Source organism: Agarivorans sp. QJM3NY_25, from assembly GCF_050870875.2.
Lineage (GTDB): Bacteria > Pseudomonadota > Gammaproteobacteria > Enterobacterales > Celerinatantimonadaceae > Agarivorans.
In genome coordinates this window covers 802,847-822,626 of the sequence record NZ_CP194041.2, presented here as the reverse complement: position 1 = coordinate 822,626, position 19,780 = coordinate 802,847, and the positions used below count along the sequence as shown (strand labels likewise).

Genomic DNA, 19,780 nt, shown 5'->3' with positions numbered 1-19,780 from the left:
CCATTTGCGCAACTAAACATGAATAATCACCACAAAATGTGCTTAATCACGGTCTAGCTGGCAGTTTAAAGAGACTAGCGGTTTGCAGCGCTTAAACGGTGGAGTACACTAGCGAGCTATGCAAATACAACGCAAATACAATTAAAAAGGACGAATTGATGAAGCTACATGCTGCGCTTAAAACCATGCTGCTTTCCGCTGCAATGATCTGTATCCCCCTTCAAGCGAAACAGGTATATGTTGCCACCACCGCCATTGTTGAACACCCAGCCTTAGACGCCGTACGCGATGGCGTGAAAGAATACTTGGCAGAAAATGGCTACAGCGGTGATGCACTTAAATTCACCTATGAAAGCGCCCAAGGTCAACCAGCAATTGCTTCGCAAATTGCTCGTAAAATGGTAGGCGACCAACCCGATGTCATCGTGGCCATCGCCACCCCCTCAGCGCAAGCCGCAGTGAGTGCCAGTAAAAACATTCCGGTGGTATTTTCGGTAGTCACCGACCCAATTGGTGCAAAAGTTGTCCCTAGCCTAATCAAACCCGGTGGCAATGTGACTGGCCTAAGCGACATGGTTAACGTTCAACAACAGCTCGAACTAATCAAAGAATTTATGCCTAATATCAAACGCTTGGGCATTCCTTTCAATCCAGGCGAAGCGAACTCTGTGGCAATTGTAAAAGCGATGACCGAAGCCGCTGCTGCCATGGGTATCGAAGTGATCGAATCGGCTGCACCTAAATCTTCAGACGTGATGATCGCCAGCAAACAACTTGTGGGTAAAGCTGATGCCATCTACTGCTCCACCGACAACACCATTATTAGCGCCTTTGAATCGGTAGTAAAAGTAGGGATCGATGCAAAAATCCCAGTATTTGCCGCAGATACAGCTTCGGTAGAACGAGGTGCGGTTGCAGCTGTCGGTTATAACTACGCCGACTTAGGCCATCAAACTGGTGAAATTGTACTACGCATCTTGCAAGGCGAAAAACCTGGCAACATCGATGTAAAAATGGCCGAAGGCACCGATCTTTATGTGAACCCTAAAATCGCCCAACGCATGGGGATTGAGGTTCCGGCGAGTGTGCTTAAGCGCGCCAATAAGATCTTCAAATAATAAGGCCATATAATGTCAATGTTTGCATTTTTAGGCACCCTTGAAATCGGCTTTATCTTCGGGTTGGTCGCCATCGGTGTTTATTTGACTTTCCGCATTTTAGACTTTCCCGATCTCACCGTAGACGGTAGTTTTACCTTAGGTGCGGCAGTCACCGCTTCACTGATTGTGATGGGGGTAAATGCCTACCTCGCCACACTCATTGGAACCCTTGCGGCAGCTTGTGCCGGTTTAGTTACGGCATGGCTCAACTTGCGTTTTAACATTTTACACTTGCTGGCCAGTATTCTTACCATGACTGCCCTATACACCATTAATCTGAGGGTGATGGGCAAACCAAATGTCGCCTTGATTATGGAACCAACGGTGCTCACACCTTTTGAAGGTTTGGGCCTGGATAACATGTATCTCAAGGTGATTTTTGTCGCAGTATGCGCGGTACTTGCTGGCATCGCTGTCGCTTGGTTTTTAAATACCCAATATGGCCTAGCCATGCGTGCAGTCGGGGCTAATCCCCGCATGGCACAAGCCAATGGGATAGTGGTGAAAGAAAAAGTCTATGTGGGCTTGGCATTATCCAATGGCTTAGTTGGCTTAGCGGGCGGCCTATTCGCCCAAACCAACGGCTTTGCTGATTCCACCATGGGCATTGGTACCATTGTGGTGGGTTTAGCGGCAGTGATTATTGGTCAATCCTTGTTTGCCAGCCGCTCAATGTTAGTGATTATATTGAGCTGTATTGTTGGCTCGTTACTTTATCGGGTGGCGGTATCGATGGCCTTAAACGCTGATTTCCTTGGCTTCACCGCCTCCGACTTAAACCTGATTACCGCGGTGTTAGTTGGACTTGCCTTAATCTTTCCGCAGTTACGTAACGAGTGGAAAGCCAAACGCGCTAAGGAGGCCAACCAATGATCCTTTGTGAAAATTTACACGTTACCTTTAATCGCGGTTTACCCACCGAAAAACTGGCATTGAGGGGCATCGATTTAACCATTCCTCAAAGTCAATTTGTAACCGTGATTGGCTCTAACGGTGCAGGTAAGTCAACCTTGCTCAATGCCATTGCTGGAGACGTATCTTCCCACAAGGGCAAGATATTTTTCGATGAACGCAATGTGACTTCCCTACCGGCCACTGGACGCACCAAAGATATTGCCCGAGTATTTCAAGATCCCTTGGCCGGCACCTGTGGTACGCTCACGGTTGAAGAAAACATGGCTTTGGCTTACGGGAGGGGCAGTCGTGGCAAGCTGAGTACAGCGCTCAATTCATCCTTGCGCAAATTGTTTCGCGAGCAGTTGAGTCGTCTTAATCTAGGTCTAGAAAATCGCTTAGATGCCGAAATGGGTTTGTTATCGGGTGGTCAACGACAATCGGTAAGTTTGCTGATGTCGGCCTTGCAACCCAGCAGTATCCTGCTATTGGATGAACATACCGCGGCACTCGATCCAAAAACGGCGGCCTTGATCATGGATATATCTTCACAAATTATTGCCGAAAAGCAACTGACGGTGATGATGGTGACCCATTCGATGCGTCAAGCATTGGATTATGGCTCGCGCACCATCATGCTACATGAAGGCAAAATTGTGTTTGATTTATCTGGCGAGACCCGCGCTAACAGTGAAGTAAAAGACTTACTAGAACTGTTTGCCAAGGCGCGTAACGATGATACCGAGCTAGACGACGACAAGTTATTGTTAGGCAGCTAAGTTTGACGATTCATCGCGAAACTTAAACCAGCGAAGGGCCTTGGCGCTTCGCTGGCTGTTCCTCCAGCACTTATTCCCCTCCTTTTTCTATACGCTTCACCGATTAATCAACAATTGTTTCTTCACATTTGTTGAATCCTTTCTTTACACAAGTGTTCGCATGATTCAGTAGTCAATCATTATTATTGATTGTCCGTGTCTACTGATACATAGTAAAAAGCTTGATAATCAGTTAGTTGTTCGTTGTGTGACGAAGCAAGGAGGGAGAGTTTAATGAAAATATTAGGGCGACTGATATGGCTTGGTGGTGTCATTTGCCTGGCAAACTCAGTTTTAGAAATATGGCCAACAGCAATCGAAGCCGGGCATTATTTAGCCATTTCATGGTGTTCTATTGCGGCTGGGTATACTGTTTATCGTTCGACCTTAATTTATCAAACTGATCCGCACTCTTACTTTCGTTCATATAACTAGGTGGTGCTATTTATCTATCTGCTTATCATTGGCTTGCTTTCCATCCAAGGTCAATTGCGTTTCTTTTAATTATGCGGCTGTATAGCACCAATAGTTGCTAATCAATGTTCAACTAAAGATTTGCTTATTACCCATTGCTCACGCAAAAAAAGGACTGGCAAAGCCAGCCCAAGACTCAGGGAAATGAGTGTTTATGCAACTTGTTTTTGTTGTTCTTCATCACTACTAGGTGCAGTGAGTAAGTATTCAAAGGCCGCTAAAGAAGCTTTAGCACCTTCGCCCATAGCCACTACAATTTGCTTGTAAGGCACTGTAGACACATCACCACAAGCATAGATCCCGGGTACCGAGGTTTGACATTTTTCATCAATAATAATCTCACCGCGCGCCGTGGTATCGACCACCGAGCTGACAAACTGACTGTTGGGTACCAGTCCAATCTGCACAAAAATGCCCTGTAACTGCTGCTGCTGTACTTCACCACCGTCGCGTTCTTGATACTCAAGCGCGGTAACTTTACCCTTCTCTGCAAGCACCTGTTTGGTGGCAACATTACGCCGAATTTGAATATTTGCGGTAGCTTCTGCCTTATCTACCAACACTTGGTCTGCACGCAGTTCAGGCATAAATTCAAACACGGTGACCGATTTCACGATATTGGCTAAATCGAGTGCTGCTTCGATACCGGAGTTACCGCCACCAACCACTGCGACATCTTTGCCCTTAAAGAAGGGGCCATCACAGTGAGGACAGTAGGCCACGCCATTGCCGATGTTTTCTTTCTCACCCGGCACGCCCAGTTCACGCCAGCGAGCACCAGTGGCTAAAATAAGCGTTTTGGTTTCAATTTCTTCACCAGTGCTCAATAGCAACTTTTTACGATCACCTAGATCTATCACCTCTGTTACTCGAATATGTTCTTTGGTGGTGATCTCGTAATCATTCATATGTGCTTGTAAGGCACCTGCAAGCTCAGGGCCGGTGGTTTTAGACACCGAAATTAAGTTTTCAATGCCCATCGTATCTTTTACCTGACCGCCCAAACGATCGGCTATTAAGGTCACCTTTAAGCCCTTGCGAGCACTGTAAATAGCGGCACTAGCACCCGCAGGGCCACCGCCAATCACCGTGACATCTTGTAAAGGAAGCGCCTCAGCAGCGCTGCCTTTAGCTGCCTCTGGGTATAAGGCTAACAACTTGTCTACTAGCTCGGCTGCATCCACCTTACCATTGGCAAATAATTCACCATTTAGGTAGACCGAGGGCACACCTTGAATGTCGCGAGTCTTAATTAAATCGGGGTATAAACCGCCATCAATCATTTCACTGCTAATGTTCGGATTCAGCAGCGCAAATTGGTTTAATGCCTGAACCACTTCAGGACAGTTATGACAGCTTAGGCTAACAAAAACTTCAAAGTGTAATTTGTCTTTGATGTTGGCAATGGTCGACTTCAAACGCTCATCTAAGCGAATCGCCGTACCAGAACTATGTAAAATAGCCAACACCAAGGAATTAAATTCATGGCCGCCTGGAATACCTGAAAATTGAATACCAGTGGCTTCTCCATCTGCTTCAAGGGTAAAGCTAAGTGGGCTGCGAAGCTCGCCCTGGGTATCTCGCTGTTCAATGCTAAGCTGTTCGCTTACGCCACTGATCCCAGTAAGATAGTCCACTAATTCTTGTCGTTTACTATGCTGACCAGTTTGAATCACAAGATTCACGCTGTTTTGCATGGATGCCGTGTATTGTTTTAAAGCGTCTAAGATTTGTTGAGTAAGCACAATAAGTCTCCTGATGTTTGCGTCGTTAAGCCCTATTGGCTCAAGCAACAAATTCAATAATTATCAGGGCCGAACATCTGGCCCCGACTCGTCTTGATTCGCGAAGGCTGCGAATCATTACTCATTAGATTTTGCCGACTAGGTCTAAAGATGGCGCAAGCGTCGCTTCACCTTCTTTCCATTTAGCTGGACATACTTCACCTGGGTGAGCAGCCACATATTGGGCAGCTTTTACTTTGCGCAGTAAGTCTTCAGCGTTACGGCCAATCCCTTCAGCAGTGATTTCTACCGCTTGGATGATGCCATCAGGGTCAACGATGAAGGTACCACGGTCAGCTAAGCCTTGTGCTTCACGCATGACTTCAAAGTTACGTGTAATCGCGCCATTTGGGTCACCAATCATGGTGTATTGGATTTTACCAATGGTTTCTGAAGAATCGTGCCACGCTTTGTGCGTGAAGTGGGTATCGGTTGAAACCGAGTAAATTTCTACGCCACGAGATTGAAATTCGTCGTAGTAGTCAGCCACGTCGCCTAGCTCAGTTGGACAAACAAAGGTAAAGTCAGCTGGATAGAAGAAGAAGACCGCCCATTTGCCTTTTAGATCCGCGTCACTTACCTCGATGAATTCACCTTGTTTAAAAGCACTTGCGTTAAAAGGTTTGATTTCAGTGTTAATTACAGACATTTAATTTCTCCAGTCATAATGAGTTGTTATTAGTTAATTTGGTCTGCCGCCTTGGCAGTGAAGCTATAATGTCTCGGATCGAGCTTCGGTTACAGTTGGAAAAATTGAAGTTGACCTTCTGTTTTTTAGAACGCATATTGAATATTTGAAAATATAGTGAATCATCAAATCACTTGAAGGTCGCTGTATTGGTGACTCAAATTTTAAATAGAGAGCGGTATATCTATGATCTCCTTGAAGCAAATTCATTACGCGCTAGCCATTGAACAGCATTTGCATTTTAAGAATGCCGCCGATGCTTGCGCAGTCTCTCAATCGGCCTTAAGCACTGCCATCACCGATATGGAACGTAAACTTGGCTTTCAGGTATTTGAGCGAGACAACAAAAAAGTACTGGTCACCCCCTTGGGAAAACAACTACTAGAGAAAGCGCGAGCAATTTCATTGCAAATGGGCGACATCGGCAAACTAGTCGAGTCCACTCAAAACCCACTAAGCACGCCAATGTCGATTGGCGTGATCCCAACCATTGCGCCTTATCTACTCCCTTTAGTATTGCCTTCGTTGCTGGAAACCTATCCACAGTTAGAACTCACCGTAATAGAGGATCAGTCTCAGCAATTGGTCTCGGAAGTCACTAACGGTAAGCTCGATGCTGCGATTTTAGCGCTTCCCTATCCATGTCAGAACTTATTGCACTTTCCATTCTGGCAAGAGGATTTTTATTGGATCGCTCATAAAGACAATAAAATGACCACCCAAGCCACGGTCAGAGCCAAAGAAATGCAACAATCTAATTTAATGTTGCTCAAAGAAGGGCATTGTTTAAAAGATCATGTACTGTCGGCCTGTAATATCTCATCAGATGCTGGCCATAGCCTCAGTGGCACTAGCCTAAATACGCTGATCGAATTAGTGGTCAGTAAAATGGGCACCACCTTGTTGCCACAAATGGCCTTAGAAAGCTTGGTACAACATCGCCCTTCTCTGGCCTCGGTGCGCCTCGATGAAAAAGGCCCCCATCGAGAAATCGCCTTTGTGGTGCGCCCCAACTATCCTTCGGTAAATAACATCGAACGATTAGGCAGCTTTATGCATGATAAACTCACCAGTCATTTCCAACAGCATGAACGCTGTTGAATCGAGGCTCACAAATGACGTCCATCGATAAGCACAATCATTTCAACAAGGGAGAGATTGGCTACATAACGGGACAAATAATTCACTAGCAAGTGTCACACAAGCCGTAAAAACGAGAATGAAGAGAGCAGGTATACTGCAGCATACTGAAAATATGTGTTCATAACTCTTCCAATAAATGCAGTCTTAACTAACGGAATATAAAGCGTTTATGACCTATTTATTTCTATGTTTAATGTCCTTGCTGCTTGTTGTCAGCTTCGGTGCTTACCGAAAACTCAAACAGCAACAACTGCGTCAAGAAAGCATTCTCGCCAGCCTAGCTGAAGGTTTAATATTAACCAGCGAGCAGGGCCAGATCCTGTATATGAATCAACCATCTATTCATTTATTAAATATCAAGACGAAGGTCATTGGTCAGGCTATCAGCACGATTCTTCCCAACATTGAACACTTGGCAGCCAATCAAACACGTCAAAGCTATGGTTTGTTAGCCACAAATGAGCACTTAGAATTTGAACTGACACTCATCATTCAAGCCGACGGTAACCGCTTATATATACTCCACTCAGATCAATTGGGACGAGCACAACCAGAAGAAGTAGAACGTTTTAAACGTAGCCAATACTTTGCCCGTATCGGCACTTGGGACTGGGATGTAAATACCGAGCAACTGTATTGGTCGGATGCAATTTATGCCATGTTTGGGTATAAAGTCGGCGAAATACAGCCTAGTTACCAACTGTTTTGTAATAGTGTGCATCCCGAAGACCGAGAAAGAGTGAAAGCTGGTGAACAGCGCTGCATCGAAACTGGCGAAAATCACGACGAAGAGTATCGAGTGGTTTGGCCCGACAGCAGTATTCACTGGGTCCGTGAAACGGGCAATGTGGTGAACGATAAAAATGGCAAAGTAGCAAAAATGATGGGGGTGGTACGTGATATCACCGAAGAGAAGAATGCCGAAAATGAGTTAATGAAGTTAGCGCATATCGATACCTTAACCGGTTTACCGAATCGACTTGAGTTAGAAGAAAAGTTAGCCAAAGCCATCAACCAAGCCAAAGCTGAACAGAGTCGCGTTGCGCTGATTTTCATCGATTTAAATAAATTTAAAGACATTAATGATAACTATGGTCATCACCGCGGCGACCAAGTATTAACCGCAACCGCCAACAGATTGCGGCATACCTTAAGAAAAACCGACTTTATCGCTCGCATTGGTGGTGACGAATTTGTCATGATTTTACAAGGATTAGAACTCTGCACCGAGCCCCCTCAAGAAGGGGAGCTAATGGCAATCAAAGTTCTCAACAAATTATCTAAGCCCATCGAAGTTGCAGCCACATCCCACGAGATTGGCGCAAGTTTAGGTATTGCGCTATTCCCCGACCATGCTAACAACATGGATGAATTATTACACATCGCCGATCAAGCCATGTATCAAGCGAAACGTCGTGGCAAAAATAAATTTCAATTTGGCAGCAAACACGAGTCGCTGCCTTTGCAAGGTGAGAACTAATGGCTAAAGTTAGTAGAATGGAAGACGCCAATCTATTCAGAGCTCCCAAGCATGCTAGCAGCTTCCGTTCGGCTTATCCCTCAACAATCACAAACATAAATAAATGTAAGCCAGTGCTGTTCCTAGAGAGAGGGGATCCTCAAAGCTAGTCAGAGTACATAGAATACGCCATCTCCAGTATTGCTGACTGCTAAAGTCAGCCAGATATTCCACCGAGCCTAAACCAACAAGACTCCAAACCACAGTCAAAAAAACCAACAAGCAAGCATAAACTCTATATTTTTATTTACATTTTACTTACATCCCCAAGCAATGTTAGATTTTTACTTAGATAGACAGCACAACACACTATAGAAAGCTACTCACAAGGATGTTTCGTCATGTCTCAAGCTCGCTGTAATTCCTATTATTCGGCAACCATCAAACATGAAACCAACTACCCCATATTGACAGGGGAATTAAGCGTAGATATTGCAATTATTGGCGGCGGCTTTACGGGGATAGCGACAGCACTAGAGCTTGCCGAAAAAGGCTATAAAGTGGCGCTAGTTGAAGCCAATAAAATTGGCTGGGGAGCCAGCGGACGTAACGGCGGTCAAGTCACCGGCAGTCTGTCTGGGGATCAAGCCATGACCAAGCAATTGCGTCATCAGATTGGCGAAGAAGCCGAAAAATACGTCTGGAACTTACGCTGGCGAGGTCACCAAATCATTCAAGATCGGGTCGCTAAATACGGCATAGATTGCGACCTAAAATATGGCCACCTGCAAACGGCTTATAAACCCGCTCATCTCCCTGAATTGCAAGCGATGTTTCAACAGGCAGAACAACGCGGAATGGGCGACGATATGCAATTATTGAATGCCGAACAGATCCCCGACTATTTGGGCTCGTCGATTTATCACGGCGGCCTCTTAAACAAACGGAACATGCACCTACATTCACTCAATCTGTGTATCGGCGAAGCACATGCTGCTGCAAACTTAGGCGTACAGATATTCGAACACAGTAAAGTACTTGAGATTATTGAAGCAGAGCCCTGCACGGTGGTCTGTGAGCAGGGACGGATCAACGCCGACTCGGTGCTAATTGCCGGTAACGCTTATCATCACCTAGCCCGTAAACAGCTGCGAGGATTGCTGTTTCCAGCCTCCTTAGGCAATATGGCAACCGTGCCACTCGGTGACCAGTTAGCGAAGTTGATAAATCCGCATGATGTCGCCGTATACGATTGTCGTTTTGTTCTTGATTACTATCGTTTAACCGCAGATAAGCGGCTGATGTTTGGTGGTGGAACCAACTATTCTGGACGAGACTCAAAAAGTGTTGCCGCTGAGCTAAGGCCAGCCTTGGAGCATACTTTCCCCCGCTTAAAAGGCATTGATATCGAGTTTGAGTGGACTGGTACTGCGGGTATCGTGCTCAATCGAATACCACAGTTAGGCAAAGTATCACCTCATGTATTTTATTGCCAAGGCTACTCCGGACATGGGCTTGCCACCTCCCATATCATGGGTGAAATCATGGCTAACGCGATCAGTGGTCATTTAAGCGAATTTGACGCCTTTAGTGCCATGAAGCAATTTCGGATCCCACTCAACGAGTGGTTTGGCAATCAAGCTTTAGCCATCGGTATGCTGTACTACAAAATGTTGGAGCATTATCGCTAAATTACAAACTTCGCCGCAGGCGATAAATATCAAGTAACGCGACCAGCCAACATGCCCCTAAGAGCAGCGTTGCAATATTTAACATCACTGCATCGCTTCCCGTAGGAGCTTGAGTCACCAACTTGGCAATCGTAGCTGCATCCAAAGGCACACTCCCATTAAGAATTTGCTCGCTCACTTGCGTTGCTCTCTGAATTGCCTGACGGCTCAAATAATAAAAAGCAGCAAGCGCGAGCCCTAGTAATACACTGCCACTCAAATATTTTTTTAAGTAGTAATGGCCCAAACCTGGAAAAATCAAAGCCGACCACAGCAGGGCCTTTGTCGTTTTTTTCACGGTTCCTCTCACTCATGATAATGCGTATAAAAAACCAATTGCTTAGTTAGTCACTTTCCAATTCGAAACTCGCTGATAGATCATGCCACATTCCTTTAAGGCCCGGCTGATTAAACCTTGCTGACGCAGTTCCCCAAGTCCTTTTTGTAAGGCGGTAAAAACAACCTTTCCTTGAGGATGTTGTTTGGAGACCATGGGTGAGGAGACCCTTTCAGCACAACTTTTACACCTCGAACAGGAACCAATCGAATACCCACCTTTGGGAAAACCATGGTTGATCAGAAAACTCATAAAACGTTGATAATTAATGATAATCACTCTAATCACTGCGATAGAGAGCGACTCAACAAACATTCCACTCACGATGATCTGCGAACTTTCAAACCTAAGGTTTACAATTTAAACGATTCTTCCGCCTTCGCACAGGACGTATTGCTGGCAATACCTAAACAAATGACGATTGATGAATCAAATCTTACCTGGCAGATAATTAAAATCCTATCCGGATAACCAGAAGCTCATATTGCAAAAAAAATAAACGACCGACCGAAAAACAAGAGAAAACGAAAATCGTCATCACTATCTTACAGCTCAAGATGTGTCTTAGAAGGGAGCATATCAAGCGATTCGCGCTATAGTCGGTAACGCGAATCTCTGGAACTAACAAGATACTTTAGGCCGCACAACTTAGCGAACTTCAGCCTTAACAGGCTTAACTCGGCCAGTCAAAGCCCGCAACTGCCGCGGCACAACTTGTCCCAACATCAACAAACATGGAGTGAGGATCAAAGTTAATAAGGTCGCAAAAGTTAAGCCTCCAGCCACCGCAGTGGCCAACTGAGACCACCATTGTGATGACGGCGCACCAAATTGAATGCTTCGCTCAAACAGATCGATGTTCAGCTGCAACACCATCGGCATTAAACCCAAGATCGTGGTGATAGTTGTTAACATCACTGGCCGTAAACGTTGAGCACCCGTTCGCATAATCGACTCCTGCACAGGCAGCCCCTGGGCACGCAACACGTTATAGGTATCAATCAATACGATATTATTGTTTACCACAATTCCGGCAAGGGTAATCACCCCTAAGCCACTCATGATAACGCCAAAGGCTTGCCCTGCGATTAACAAGCCAAGTAATACTCCCACGGTTGAAAATAACACCGCTGAGAGGATCAAAAATGCCTGATAAAAACTATTGAACTGAGTAATCAAAATCAGCGCCATTACAAATAAGGCGACCACAAAAGCTTTCTCTAAAAACGCCATGCTTTCTTGTTGATCTTCATTCTGACCCCGCACTCGGATATCGACCAAGGGATCGAGCTGCAATTGCTTCAATTGCTTTCGTAATTTAGGCAATTCTAAACTTAAGTTCTGCCCTTCCGCCATATCCGCGCCCACGGTAAGTACTTGTCGGCCATCGACCTTATTGATCACGTCTTGCTTGGGCTTCGCTTCCAAAGACACAAAATTGGTCATCGGAACAAGACCATAGGCGGTTTTTACCCGCAACTCACTTAAACGACTAATGCTGCGATTTTCTTCAGGGAAACGTACTCTTATCTCCAGTTCATCATCGACATCATCGGGGCGGTATTCACCAATGTTCAAACCATTGGTCACAAACAGAACGGTATTGCCCAGTAGTGTCACATCGGCGCCAAACCGTGCGGCCTTAGCGCGATCCACCTTCAGCTGCCATTCAATACCTGGCTTGGTGCTAGAATCTTCGGCGTTCACCAGATGTGGATTATTATCAATCAGTGCACGGATCTTTTTCGCCATGGGGGCTAAACGTTCTGGAAAACGCGAACTCAATTCCAACTGAATATCCTTGCCTGCGGGTGGACCCGCCTTGTCTTGAGGAAATTCAATTTCTAAACCCGCCAAGGGGGCTAGGCGAGCCTGCATATCGGCAATCACCTCCTCCGCTGGCCGACGTTGATCCCAATCTTTTAGGTTCACCCGGATATTACCCAGTTGATCGCCACCAACCTTATTGTAGAGTGTATCGTAATCTTCAATATCGATGATCCGACGCTCGACTTTTTTCATGATTTCCAGCTTTTCATCGATCGAGAAATCACCATAAGAGCGAACAATAATATTAAAGCCCACGGGTTCAACCTTGGGAAAAAACTCTAAACCTTTACCGGCTCGCACATAAGTAAAGAGCACCACCCCAGCAATTACAATACTCAATAATAAAACCCGCCAAGGAGCACTTACCGCCTTGTTTAATATACGTAAATACCAGCCAGTCATGCCTGTGAGTTGCTGCCATTTCCCTAGGTCTGCATTAATCAATGCTTGCTGTTGTTGGTGACTCAAGCTACGTGGGCGACCAAAGATGTTGCCTAAAGAAGGCACAAAAATTAATGCCATCACCAATGATGCACTCAGTGTCGCAATCAAGGTCAGCGGCAAATACCCCATAAACTGTCCCATAATTCCTGGCCAAGCCAGCAAGGGGGCAAACGCCGCAAGAGTGGTTGCAGTGGAAGCAATGATCGGCCAAGCCATGCGTTGGGATGCTAAAGAATAAGCTTGATGACGAGGAACCCCTTCACTCATTTGCCGATCGGCAAACTCGGTAACCACAATGGCACCATCCACCAGCATCCCTACCGCCATAATCAGTGAAAACAGCACCACCATATTAATGGTGAGCCCACCCAGCGACAGAACCAAGATCCCAGCCAAAAAAGACCCCGGAATAGCAATCCCCACCAGCAGTGCCGAACGCAAACCCATCACCGCGATAATCACCACCACCACCAACAATACTGCCGATAAAATATTATTTTGCAGGTCCGACAACATGGTCCGAATATCTTTTGATTGATCGCCAGCATAGTCCACCACCACCGAATCAGGCCATAGCTTGCGCTCTTCGGCAATCAGGGTTTTCACTTGCTCGATGGTTTCGATCAAGTTTTCACCGGGACGTTTACTAACCTCCAAGGAGATGGTTGGTTTTCCATTGACGCGTGCATAGCTGCTCGCATCCTTAAAAGTACGCCGAGCGCTGGCAACATCGCCAAAAGTTACGATGCGATCGCCATCCACCTTAATTGGTAAATCGATCAAATCCTTCACAGTTTCGAACACCGAGGGAACTTTCACTGCAAAACGGCCACTTCCCGTATCTAAAGTCCCAGCGGTCACTAAACGATTATTCCGACTCACCAAGGAACCGATATCGGCCTGATCCAAGCCATAGGACTCCATCAGCAAAGGATCGACGATTACTTCCAAAAAATCTTCGCGGTCGCCACCAATGTTCACTTCCAGCACCTGTTTCATCGCTTCCATTCGATCTTGCAAGTCACGAGCAATGCTTAACAAGGCTCGTTGTGGCAAGTCTCCCGATAACAATACAGTGACCGCTGGCTGTTCGGTCGCAAGCGTAACTTGATGAACTTCAGGCTCTTCCCCCCCATCGGGCAGGTTCGGTTTGGCTTCGTCGACTTTCGCCCGCACATCGGCTAAAGCTTGGTCAATATCAACCCCAACCACAAACTCTAAAACGACCGAAGCGAAGCCTTCACTGGCAACTGCGGTCATTTCTTTGATACCTTCTAAACCCTGTAAAGCTTGCTCCATAGGCCGCAGTAATAAGCGCTCGGCATCTTCAGGTGAAATGCCGTCATGCGGGATAGAAACATAAATAACCGGGATCTCAACGTCGGGATCCGACTCTTTAGGAATGTTGATATAAGTGACGGTGCCACTAATAAATAAAAATACCAACAAGCAGATCACCGTACGAGTGCGTGACAGTATGGCCTCGATAAAGCGATGCATTAGTTTGCCTCCGGTTGCGCCAACGACTCAACCTGAGAGACCGCTTCTACTTTATCTCCTGCACTCACAAACCCTTGGCCCAGTACTATCACCTCATTATCACCGCTAAAACCCGATAGCCAAGCACCATCAGGATCTGAGCGAACTAGCTGAGCAGGAACAAACTGCACCACTGAGTCGCGCACCGTTTTCACCCCAAGGTTGCCCTCATCATCTAGCGCTAACACCGCTGGACTCACCTTTATCGCCTCCACTTCAAGCAAAGGAAAACGCACACTCGCACTCACCCCAGCCTTTAAAAGATGCTGCTGATTATCAATTAATACCTCAACTTTAAAAGTATGGGTATTGGGATTAGAAATACTGGCGATGAAATCGATAAGCCCTTCTACCTGTTCGCCGGTAACCAAGCTCACATGCGCCCTTTGACCAAGCTGCAACAACCCGATATCGCGCTCGGACACATCGGTGCGCACACGAAGTTGTTGGGTATCGGCTAAGCGAAGAATAGGATCGCCAATCGACAAATAGGCACCTTGCTCAACTATATTTTCATCAAAAATTCCATCATAAGGTGCCAGCAATAGAGTATTGTCGATGGCTAAGGTGAGGGTTTTCACCATCGATTGGGCATCAACCAGAGAAGCCTTCGCTTCGGCGACTCGCGCTTTCCCTTGAAAGCCCTTTTTACTTAAAGCTTTGACACCCTCGTATTCAATCCGGCGCTGTTCTAATAAGGCTTCAGCGCGTAATAACTGAGAACGGCGATCTTGAATATCGAGCCGAGCCAAGGCTTGTCCTTGTTTCACTGGTCGGCCCTCATCCACTAAAAACTCAAGCAGTCGACCCGAGATCTCTGCAGAAATAGTACTCTGACGACTAGCTTCAGTTTGTCCATATAGCAACAAGTTCCGCTCGATGCGCTGAGCTTGAAAGGTTTTAACCAAGACTCGAGTCAGTTGATGTGTCGTTTGTTCAATGGGAGGCTGCGGATTGTCGTTGCCCTGCTCCCAATTAGAGACTTGACCAGAAAACATCCATAGCGCAACGATGCCAACAATCACAATAGAAAGCCAATAAGGACGAGCGGCCAAAAAACCCTTTACGCCTGTAGACACAATCAAATACTCCCTGTCTTTGGTCTAAATAGGCTCAAAGTATACAAGTAAGTATTGACTAGGGCATTATTTGATGCACAGAGCTGACAAAATCAATACAAGCCTTGGCTTGGCTTGTAAAACAAAAAAGCCACCTAAAGGTGGCTTAATCAAAAAATAAGCAATCGGTTAAATTATTTCTAGCGAACTTAAATGCTAAATGAAGAACCACAGCCGCAAGTTGCGCTGGCATTCGGATTATTGACTAAGAAACGAGAACCTTCTAAACCCGATGTAAAATCGACAACGCCACCCACTAAGTATTGTAAACTCATCGAGTCGACAACCATAGAGACCCCTTGTTTCTCCACTAAGGTATCCCCTTCGTTGACTTTTTCATCGAAGGTAAAGCCATAGGAAAAGCCCGAGCAACCGCCGCCGGTAACATAAACGCGTAGCATCAAGGCAGGATTCTCTTCTTCCGCGACCAACTCTTTGACACGCAATGCCGCGGCATCGGTAAATTGAATTGGAAACGCGACCTGTTCAGTTACAGCTTGTTCTGACACGGTGTATTCCTTAAATATATAAGCTAAGCCAGATTATCCAATACCCGAGTAATTTATTCAAGTATTACCCAAAGATGGCCAGTTTTCTTGGTATAATATTTCCGCCGCCTTATTCCAACGATCGCCCTTCAGTTTAGCCTTTAACTCAACTCGCTCGGCTAAAAAGCCTACTGGCAGTTTAATCTCGGTATTTAGTTCCTGAAAATAACGAAACTTAAAACTTAAGGGATCGGGCGTGGTTTGTAAATCAGCTAAGCTATATTGGTTCGGCAACTGATCTTGACTACCCACCACCACCAACTCCACCTCACCACTTAACCAACGCTTATTACGCGACACCTGCATTAATAACAACTGCACTCGAAAGTAACCAGGACTTAATGTGGGTTCGATATGCAGCTGCTCAATTTTCAAGCCACCAGCTTGTTGCTCGGGTGCCATAATTTTTCGGTAAACCATCAGCTCTTGGTTTAAGTCGGAATTTTCGGCGTTGCGTTCACTTAGACTTTGTTTTAACGACGCAATTTCTGCAAGGCTAGTATCTTGCTCTAAACTCAAGAGTGCTAGGCGTTGTTGTAATATTGCTTGGCTATCTAAAGCTACACTCAACTGCTGTTGTAACTGCGCACTGAGTTGGTCCTTTTGCTCCACCACCACCGACACACCATAAACACAGGTAAGTGCTAATACACCAACCAAACTAACCACAACCAACTTAGGCTTAAGCACGAAAAACTCACTGAACAATAAAAACCGCTAGTTTACCGATAATTAAGCCTTGCAACAAACCAGAGATTTTTCCCTCCTACATTGTTTGTTATAGTGAGCGCCATTCGGTGCTTTTCAGCCCTCGTTGACGATTTTAAAGGATTACTTCATGTCTCTTTCAGAACAACTATTTACCCAAGCTCAACAAACTATTCCTGGCGGCGTAAACTCACCCGTAAGAGCATTTAATGGCGTTGGCGGCACCCCATTATTTATTGAACGAGCTGACGGAGCCCGTATTTTTGATGTCGATGGCAATAGCTATATTGACTATGTGGGCTCATGGGGACCGATGATCCTTGGTCATAACCATCCTAAAATTCACCAAGCCGTGGTTGATGCCGCAGCCAAAGGCCTAAGCTTTGGCGCGCCCACTGCCAGTGAAATTGAGATGGCGAACTTAGTATGTGAACTGGTGCCTTCGATGGATCAAGTGCGCATGGTCAATTCGGGAACCGAAGCAACCATGAGTGCCATTCGTCTCGCTCGCGGTTATACTGGACGCGACAAGATCCTCAAATTTGAAGGTTGCTACCACGGCCACGCCGACTCACTTTTAGTCAAAGCTGGCTCAGGTGCCCTTACATTAGGCCAACCCAGCTCTCCAGGGATCCCTGCCGATTTTGCCCAACATACACTCACCGCCACCTACAACGACTTAGCCTCGGTTGAAGCCTTATTTGTCGCTTACCCAGAGCAAATTGCCTGTATCATCGTCGAACCCGTTGCTGGCAACATGAACTGCATTCCACCTGTCGACGGCTTCTTACAAGGGCTACGCGCCATTTGTGATAAATATCAAAGTGTCTTCATTATTGACGAAGTAATGACTGGCTTTCGGGTCGCCTTAGGCGGTGCACAAGCACACTACGGCGTCACGCCTGATCTCAGCTGCTTAGGAAAAGTCATTGGCGGCGGCATGCCTGTGGGCGCCTTCGGTGGTAAAAAAGAAATCATGGAATACTTAGCACCTGTTGGTCCGGTCTACCAAGCAGGCACCCTCTCTGGAAACCCCATCGCGATGGCAGCAGGTTTAGCTTCTTTAAGTGCACTACGTGATCCAGTGGTCCACCAACATCTTCATGCGATAACCGAACGTTTAGCCAAGGGCCTAAAAGACGCAGCCGAGCGGCAAAACATTCCACTGAGCATCAACCAAGTTGGCGCGATGCTCGGTTTCTTCTTTACCGAAGAACCAAAAGTAACCAACTTTGCTCAGGCCTGTGCCTGTGACACCGAACGTTTCAAGCAGTTTTTCCATCTAATGCTAGCCGAAGGGATCTATTTAGCACCTTCAGCATTTGAAGCCTCATTTACCTCTTATGCGCATACTGAAGCGGATATCGATGCCACCATTGCAGCGGCCGAGCGCTGTTTCGCTCAACTCAATTAAGCAAGCCATCATCAGTCATATTGCTCACACTCAAGCAATATGGCTGATGAAACATTAAAAGCAGGAAAGATATGAAATCCGCTCTATTAATCATTGACGTACAAAGCGTTTTGTTTGATCCCGAACCCAGACCATTTGAAATAAATGAAGTCATTGAAAGAATAAATGTTCTCAGCCGATGGACGCGCTCGAAGCATCAGCCAGTGATTTATATTCAGCACGAACAAGCAAACTCAGCGATCGAATTTGCCAGTGATGGCTGGCAACTACAAGCGGGCCTAAAGACCCAAACCAACGACTATTTTATTCGAAAAACCACGCCCGATAGCTTCCTCAATACTGACCTTGGGGACTTGCTTAAAAGCCTACAAGTTGAACACCTCATCGTCTGCGGTTATGCCTCCGAGTTTTGTGTGGATACCACCATTCGCCGCGCGGCAAGTTTGGGATATTCTGTCGAACTGGTTGCCGATGCCCATACCACCCATGACAAACCTCATGCGAGCGCTGAGACCATTCGCCTACATCACAATTGCACCTTGCCTAACATCACAAGCTTCGGAGTAAAAATTGCGGCGGTCAATACTGCTGCACTGATCGCACAAGCAGCAGAATAGAACTTGATGTTAATCGGAAGGATCTCGCCTGGAAGGCCGAGTCCATAAAAAAATCATCACCGAGCATAAACAAGCAGCGGCCACCATACGACCTATCCAAGGCACCTGAAACCACAACATCAAAGCAGCGGAAATAAGCACCATGATGGTCGCACTGCACTTCGCTCGCAAGCTAACCACGCCATATTGGTGCCAATCCTCAATCAAGGGACCAAAGACCCGGTGCTGTTGCAGCCAACGCTCAAAACGGGGCGAGCTTTTAGAAAACAAAACCGCAGCCAACAGCATGAAAGGCGTGGTCGGTAATAAAGGAAGGAAAATGCCGAGGGTACCCAATAGTACTGATATCCAGCCAATGATCAGGTACAACAGTTTTAACATGCCAGTAGTACTCACCTTATCCATCTGTTCGGCTTATCTTATCTCTTTCAGCCTGCAATGTAATAACAGATTGTTATGAGATATAAGCTTTAATGCATGGACGTCTGGATGTCTATTTGCTAACTTAGCTTTGCCGCCGATTTACTCGCCAACTTGCGGGCGGACTAAAAATTCAGCTAAAGCGCCAGCATGGCGCGAACATTCAATAGGAGTTCGTTATGTTTGAAGCTATCCGTGAACAGGAATTATTAAACTTATTTCAGGCTAGCCCTGCTGCAAGTCGCCAAGCGCCAGTATCACAGTCTAAGCCCGCCTTCGCCAGCCATCGACTGCCCGAAGCGCTCTTGGAGCAATCGGCATTTAACGACCGTTATCGTCCCGGTTATCGCACCAGTTATACCTAAGCTTTAATCGCTCATCACCCAGCCTTGCAGATGCAGTAAACAAACTCTTGCAAGGCTCTGCGCAACACTAGTTTTACGATTGAATATTTTTCAATCCACCAACGATCAGCGCAAGATGAAGCGCAACCACCAGCGACGGTGAACCAATAAGCAAGCGGAATCGTCTCTTGCAACGCAACAATAGCGTAGCAAAATCAACACTCGTTTAAGCGAATGTCATTAACCGTTCAAAATCACCATGAACTCAAAGTAAATACTTCACTCTCGCTACACATGAGGTAAAGGAGTGA

General features: G+C 46.2%; 19 protein-coding genes. 10 read left to right on the top strand and 9 right to left on the bottom strand.

What is annotated here, in order from left to right; all coding sequences use genetic code 11:
- Window positions 1-158 precede the first annotated feature (158 nt).
- From ACRRSW_RS03715 to ACRRSW_RS03700, 4 genes are all read left to right on the top strand, one after another.
- Window positions 159-1,118 carry an ABC transporter substrate-binding protein gene (locus ACRRSW_RS03715; RefSeq protein WP_432460899.1) on the top strand — a complete coding sequence of 320 codons (960 nt, stop codon included), beginning with the start codon at window positions 159-161 and terminating at the stop codon, window positions 1,116-1,118.
- Between the two features lie 12 nt (window positions 1,119-1,130).
- Window positions 1,131-2,033, top strand: a complete 903-nt coding sequence (locus tag ACRRSW_RS03710; protein WP_432460898.1) for an ABC transporter permease — start codon at window positions 1,131-1,133, stop codon at window positions 2,031-2,033.
- On the top strand, window positions 2,030-2,833 hold the full coding sequence (locus ACRRSW_RS03705; RefSeq protein ID WP_432454555.1) for an ABC transporter ATP-binding protein: 804 nt from the start codon (window positions 2,030-2,032) through the stop codon (window positions 2,831-2,833). The genes ACRRSW_RS03710 and ACRRSW_RS03705 overlap by 4 nt, the downstream gene beginning before the upstream one ends.
- 273 nt (window positions 2,834-3,106) lie before the next feature.
- Entirely contained in the window at window positions 3,107-3,307 is a 201-nt protein-coding gene (locus ACRRSW_RS03700) for a hypothetical protein (protein WP_432460897.1), read from the top strand.
- A 191-nt stretch (window positions 3,308-3,498) separates the two neighbouring features.
- Here the strand turns inward: ACRRSW_RS03700 and ahpF are convergent, their stop codons facing one another.
- A complete protein-coding gene (gene ahpF, locus ACRRSW_RS03695) occupies window positions 3,499-5,091 on the bottom strand; it encodes an alkyl hydroperoxide reductase subunit F (RefSeq protein ID WP_432460896.1) in 1,593 nt (530 codons plus the stop codon).
- Window positions 5,092-5,215: 124 nt separating this feature from the next.
- A complete protein-coding gene (gene ahpC / locus ACRRSW_RS03690; protein WP_432454558.1) occupies window positions 5,216-5,779 on the bottom strand; it encodes an alkyl hydroperoxide reductase subunit C in 564 nt (187 codons plus the stop codon).
- Window positions 5,780-6,004: 225 nt separating this feature from the next.
- On the opposite strand from ahpC, the gene ACRRSW_RS03685 reads away from it, so the two are divergent.
- From ACRRSW_RS03685 to ACRRSW_RS03675, 3 genes are all read left to right on the top strand, one after another.
- Window positions 6,005-6,919 carry a hydrogen peroxide-inducible genes activator gene (locus tag ACRRSW_RS03685; protein WP_432454559.1) on the top strand — a complete coding sequence of 305 codons (915 nt, stop codon included), beginning with the start codon at window positions 6,005-6,007 and terminating at the stop codon, window positions 6,917-6,919.
- A 211-nt stretch (window positions 6,920-7,130) separates the two neighbouring features.
- Entirely contained in the window at window positions 7,131-8,441 is a 1,311-nt protein-coding gene (locus tag ACRRSW_RS03680; RefSeq protein WP_432460895.1) for a diguanylate cyclase domain-containing protein, read from the top strand.
- Between the two features lie 380 nt (window positions 8,442-8,821).
- Window positions 8,822-10,111 (top strand): NAD(P)/FAD-dependent oxidoreductase, encoded by a 1,290-nt coding sequence (locus ACRRSW_RS03675; protein WP_432460894.1) that lies wholly within the window; start codon window positions 8,822-8,824, stop codon window positions 10,109-10,111.
- A gap of 1 nt (window position 10,112) precedes the next feature.
- Here ACRRSW_RS03675 and ACRRSW_RS03670 read toward each other — a convergent pair whose 3' ends face one another.
- The 6 genes from ACRRSW_RS03670 to ACRRSW_RS03645 all read right to left on the bottom strand — a co-directional run bounded on the left by ACRRSW_RS03670 (window position 10,113) and on the right by ACRRSW_RS03645 (window position 16,656).
- A complete protein-coding gene (locus ACRRSW_RS03670) occupies window positions 10,113-10,448 on the bottom strand; it encodes a hypothetical protein (protein WP_432454562.1) in 336 nt (111 codons plus the stop codon).
- Between the two features lie 42 nt (window positions 10,449-10,490).
- Window positions 10,491-10,811, bottom strand: a complete 321-nt coding sequence (locus ACRRSW_RS03665) for a hypothetical protein (protein WP_432454563.1) — start codon at window positions 10,809-10,811, stop codon at window positions 10,491-10,493.
- A 324-nt stretch (window positions 10,812-11,135) separates the two neighbouring features.
- The gene (locus ACRRSW_RS03660) at window positions 11,136-14,261 is read right to left on the bottom strand and encodes an efflux RND transporter permease subunit (protein WP_432460893.1); all 3,126 of its coding nucleotides are present in this window, start codon (window positions 14,259-14,261) and stop codon (window positions 11,136-11,138) included.
- The gene (locus tag ACRRSW_RS03655; protein WP_432460892.1) at window positions 14,261-15,379 is read right to left on the bottom strand and encodes an efflux RND transporter periplasmic adaptor subunit; all 1,119 of its coding nucleotides are present in this window, start codon (window positions 15,377-15,379) and stop codon (window positions 14,261-14,263) included. Before ACRRSW_RS03655 ends, ACRRSW_RS03660 begins: the two co-directional genes overlap by 1 nt.
- Before the next feature lie 188 nt (window positions 15,380-15,567).
- Entirely contained in the window at window positions 15,568-15,927 is a 360-nt protein-coding gene (erpA, locus tag ACRRSW_RS03650) for an iron-sulfur cluster insertion protein ErpA (protein ID WP_432454566.1), read from the bottom strand.
- A 57-nt stretch (window positions 15,928-15,984) separates the two neighbouring features.
- Window positions 15,985-16,656, bottom strand: a complete 672-nt coding sequence (locus ACRRSW_RS03645; RefSeq protein WP_432454567.1) for a DUF6776 family protein — start codon at window positions 16,654-16,656, stop codon at window positions 15,985-15,987.
- A gap of 148 nt (window positions 16,657-16,804) precedes the next feature.
- On the opposite strand from ACRRSW_RS03645, the gene hemL reads away from it, so the two are divergent.
- Both hemL and ACRRSW_RS03635 read left to right on the top strand, forming a co-directional pair.
- Window positions 16,805-18,088 carry a glutamate-1-semialdehyde 2,1-aminomutase gene (hemL, locus tag ACRRSW_RS03640; protein ID WP_432454568.1) on the top strand — a complete coding sequence of 428 codons (1,284 nt, stop codon included), beginning with the start codon at window positions 16,805-16,807 and terminating at the stop codon, window positions 18,086-18,088.
- 71 nt (window positions 18,089-18,159) lie between these two features.
- Entirely contained in the window at window positions 18,160-18,705 is a 546-nt protein-coding gene (locus ACRRSW_RS03635; RefSeq protein WP_432454569.1) for a cysteine hydrolase family protein, read from the top strand.
- Window positions 18,706-18,714: 9 nt separating this feature from the next.
- Here the strand turns inward: ACRRSW_RS03635 and ACRRSW_RS03630 are convergent, their stop codons facing one another.
- Complete coding sequence (locus tag ACRRSW_RS03630; RefSeq protein WP_432454570.1) at window positions 18,715-19,086, bottom strand: YbaN family protein; 372 nt, start codon at window positions 19,084-19,086, stop codon at window positions 18,715-18,717.
- Window positions 19,087-19,304: 218 nt separating this feature from the next.
- On the opposite strand from ACRRSW_RS03630, the gene ACRRSW_RS03625 reads away from it, so the two are divergent.
- Window positions 19,305-19,490, top strand: a complete 186-nt coding sequence (locus ACRRSW_RS03625; protein ID WP_432454571.1) for a hypothetical protein — start codon at window positions 19,305-19,307, stop codon at window positions 19,488-19,490.
- The last annotated feature ends 290 nt before the right edge of the window (window positions 19,491-19,780 follow it).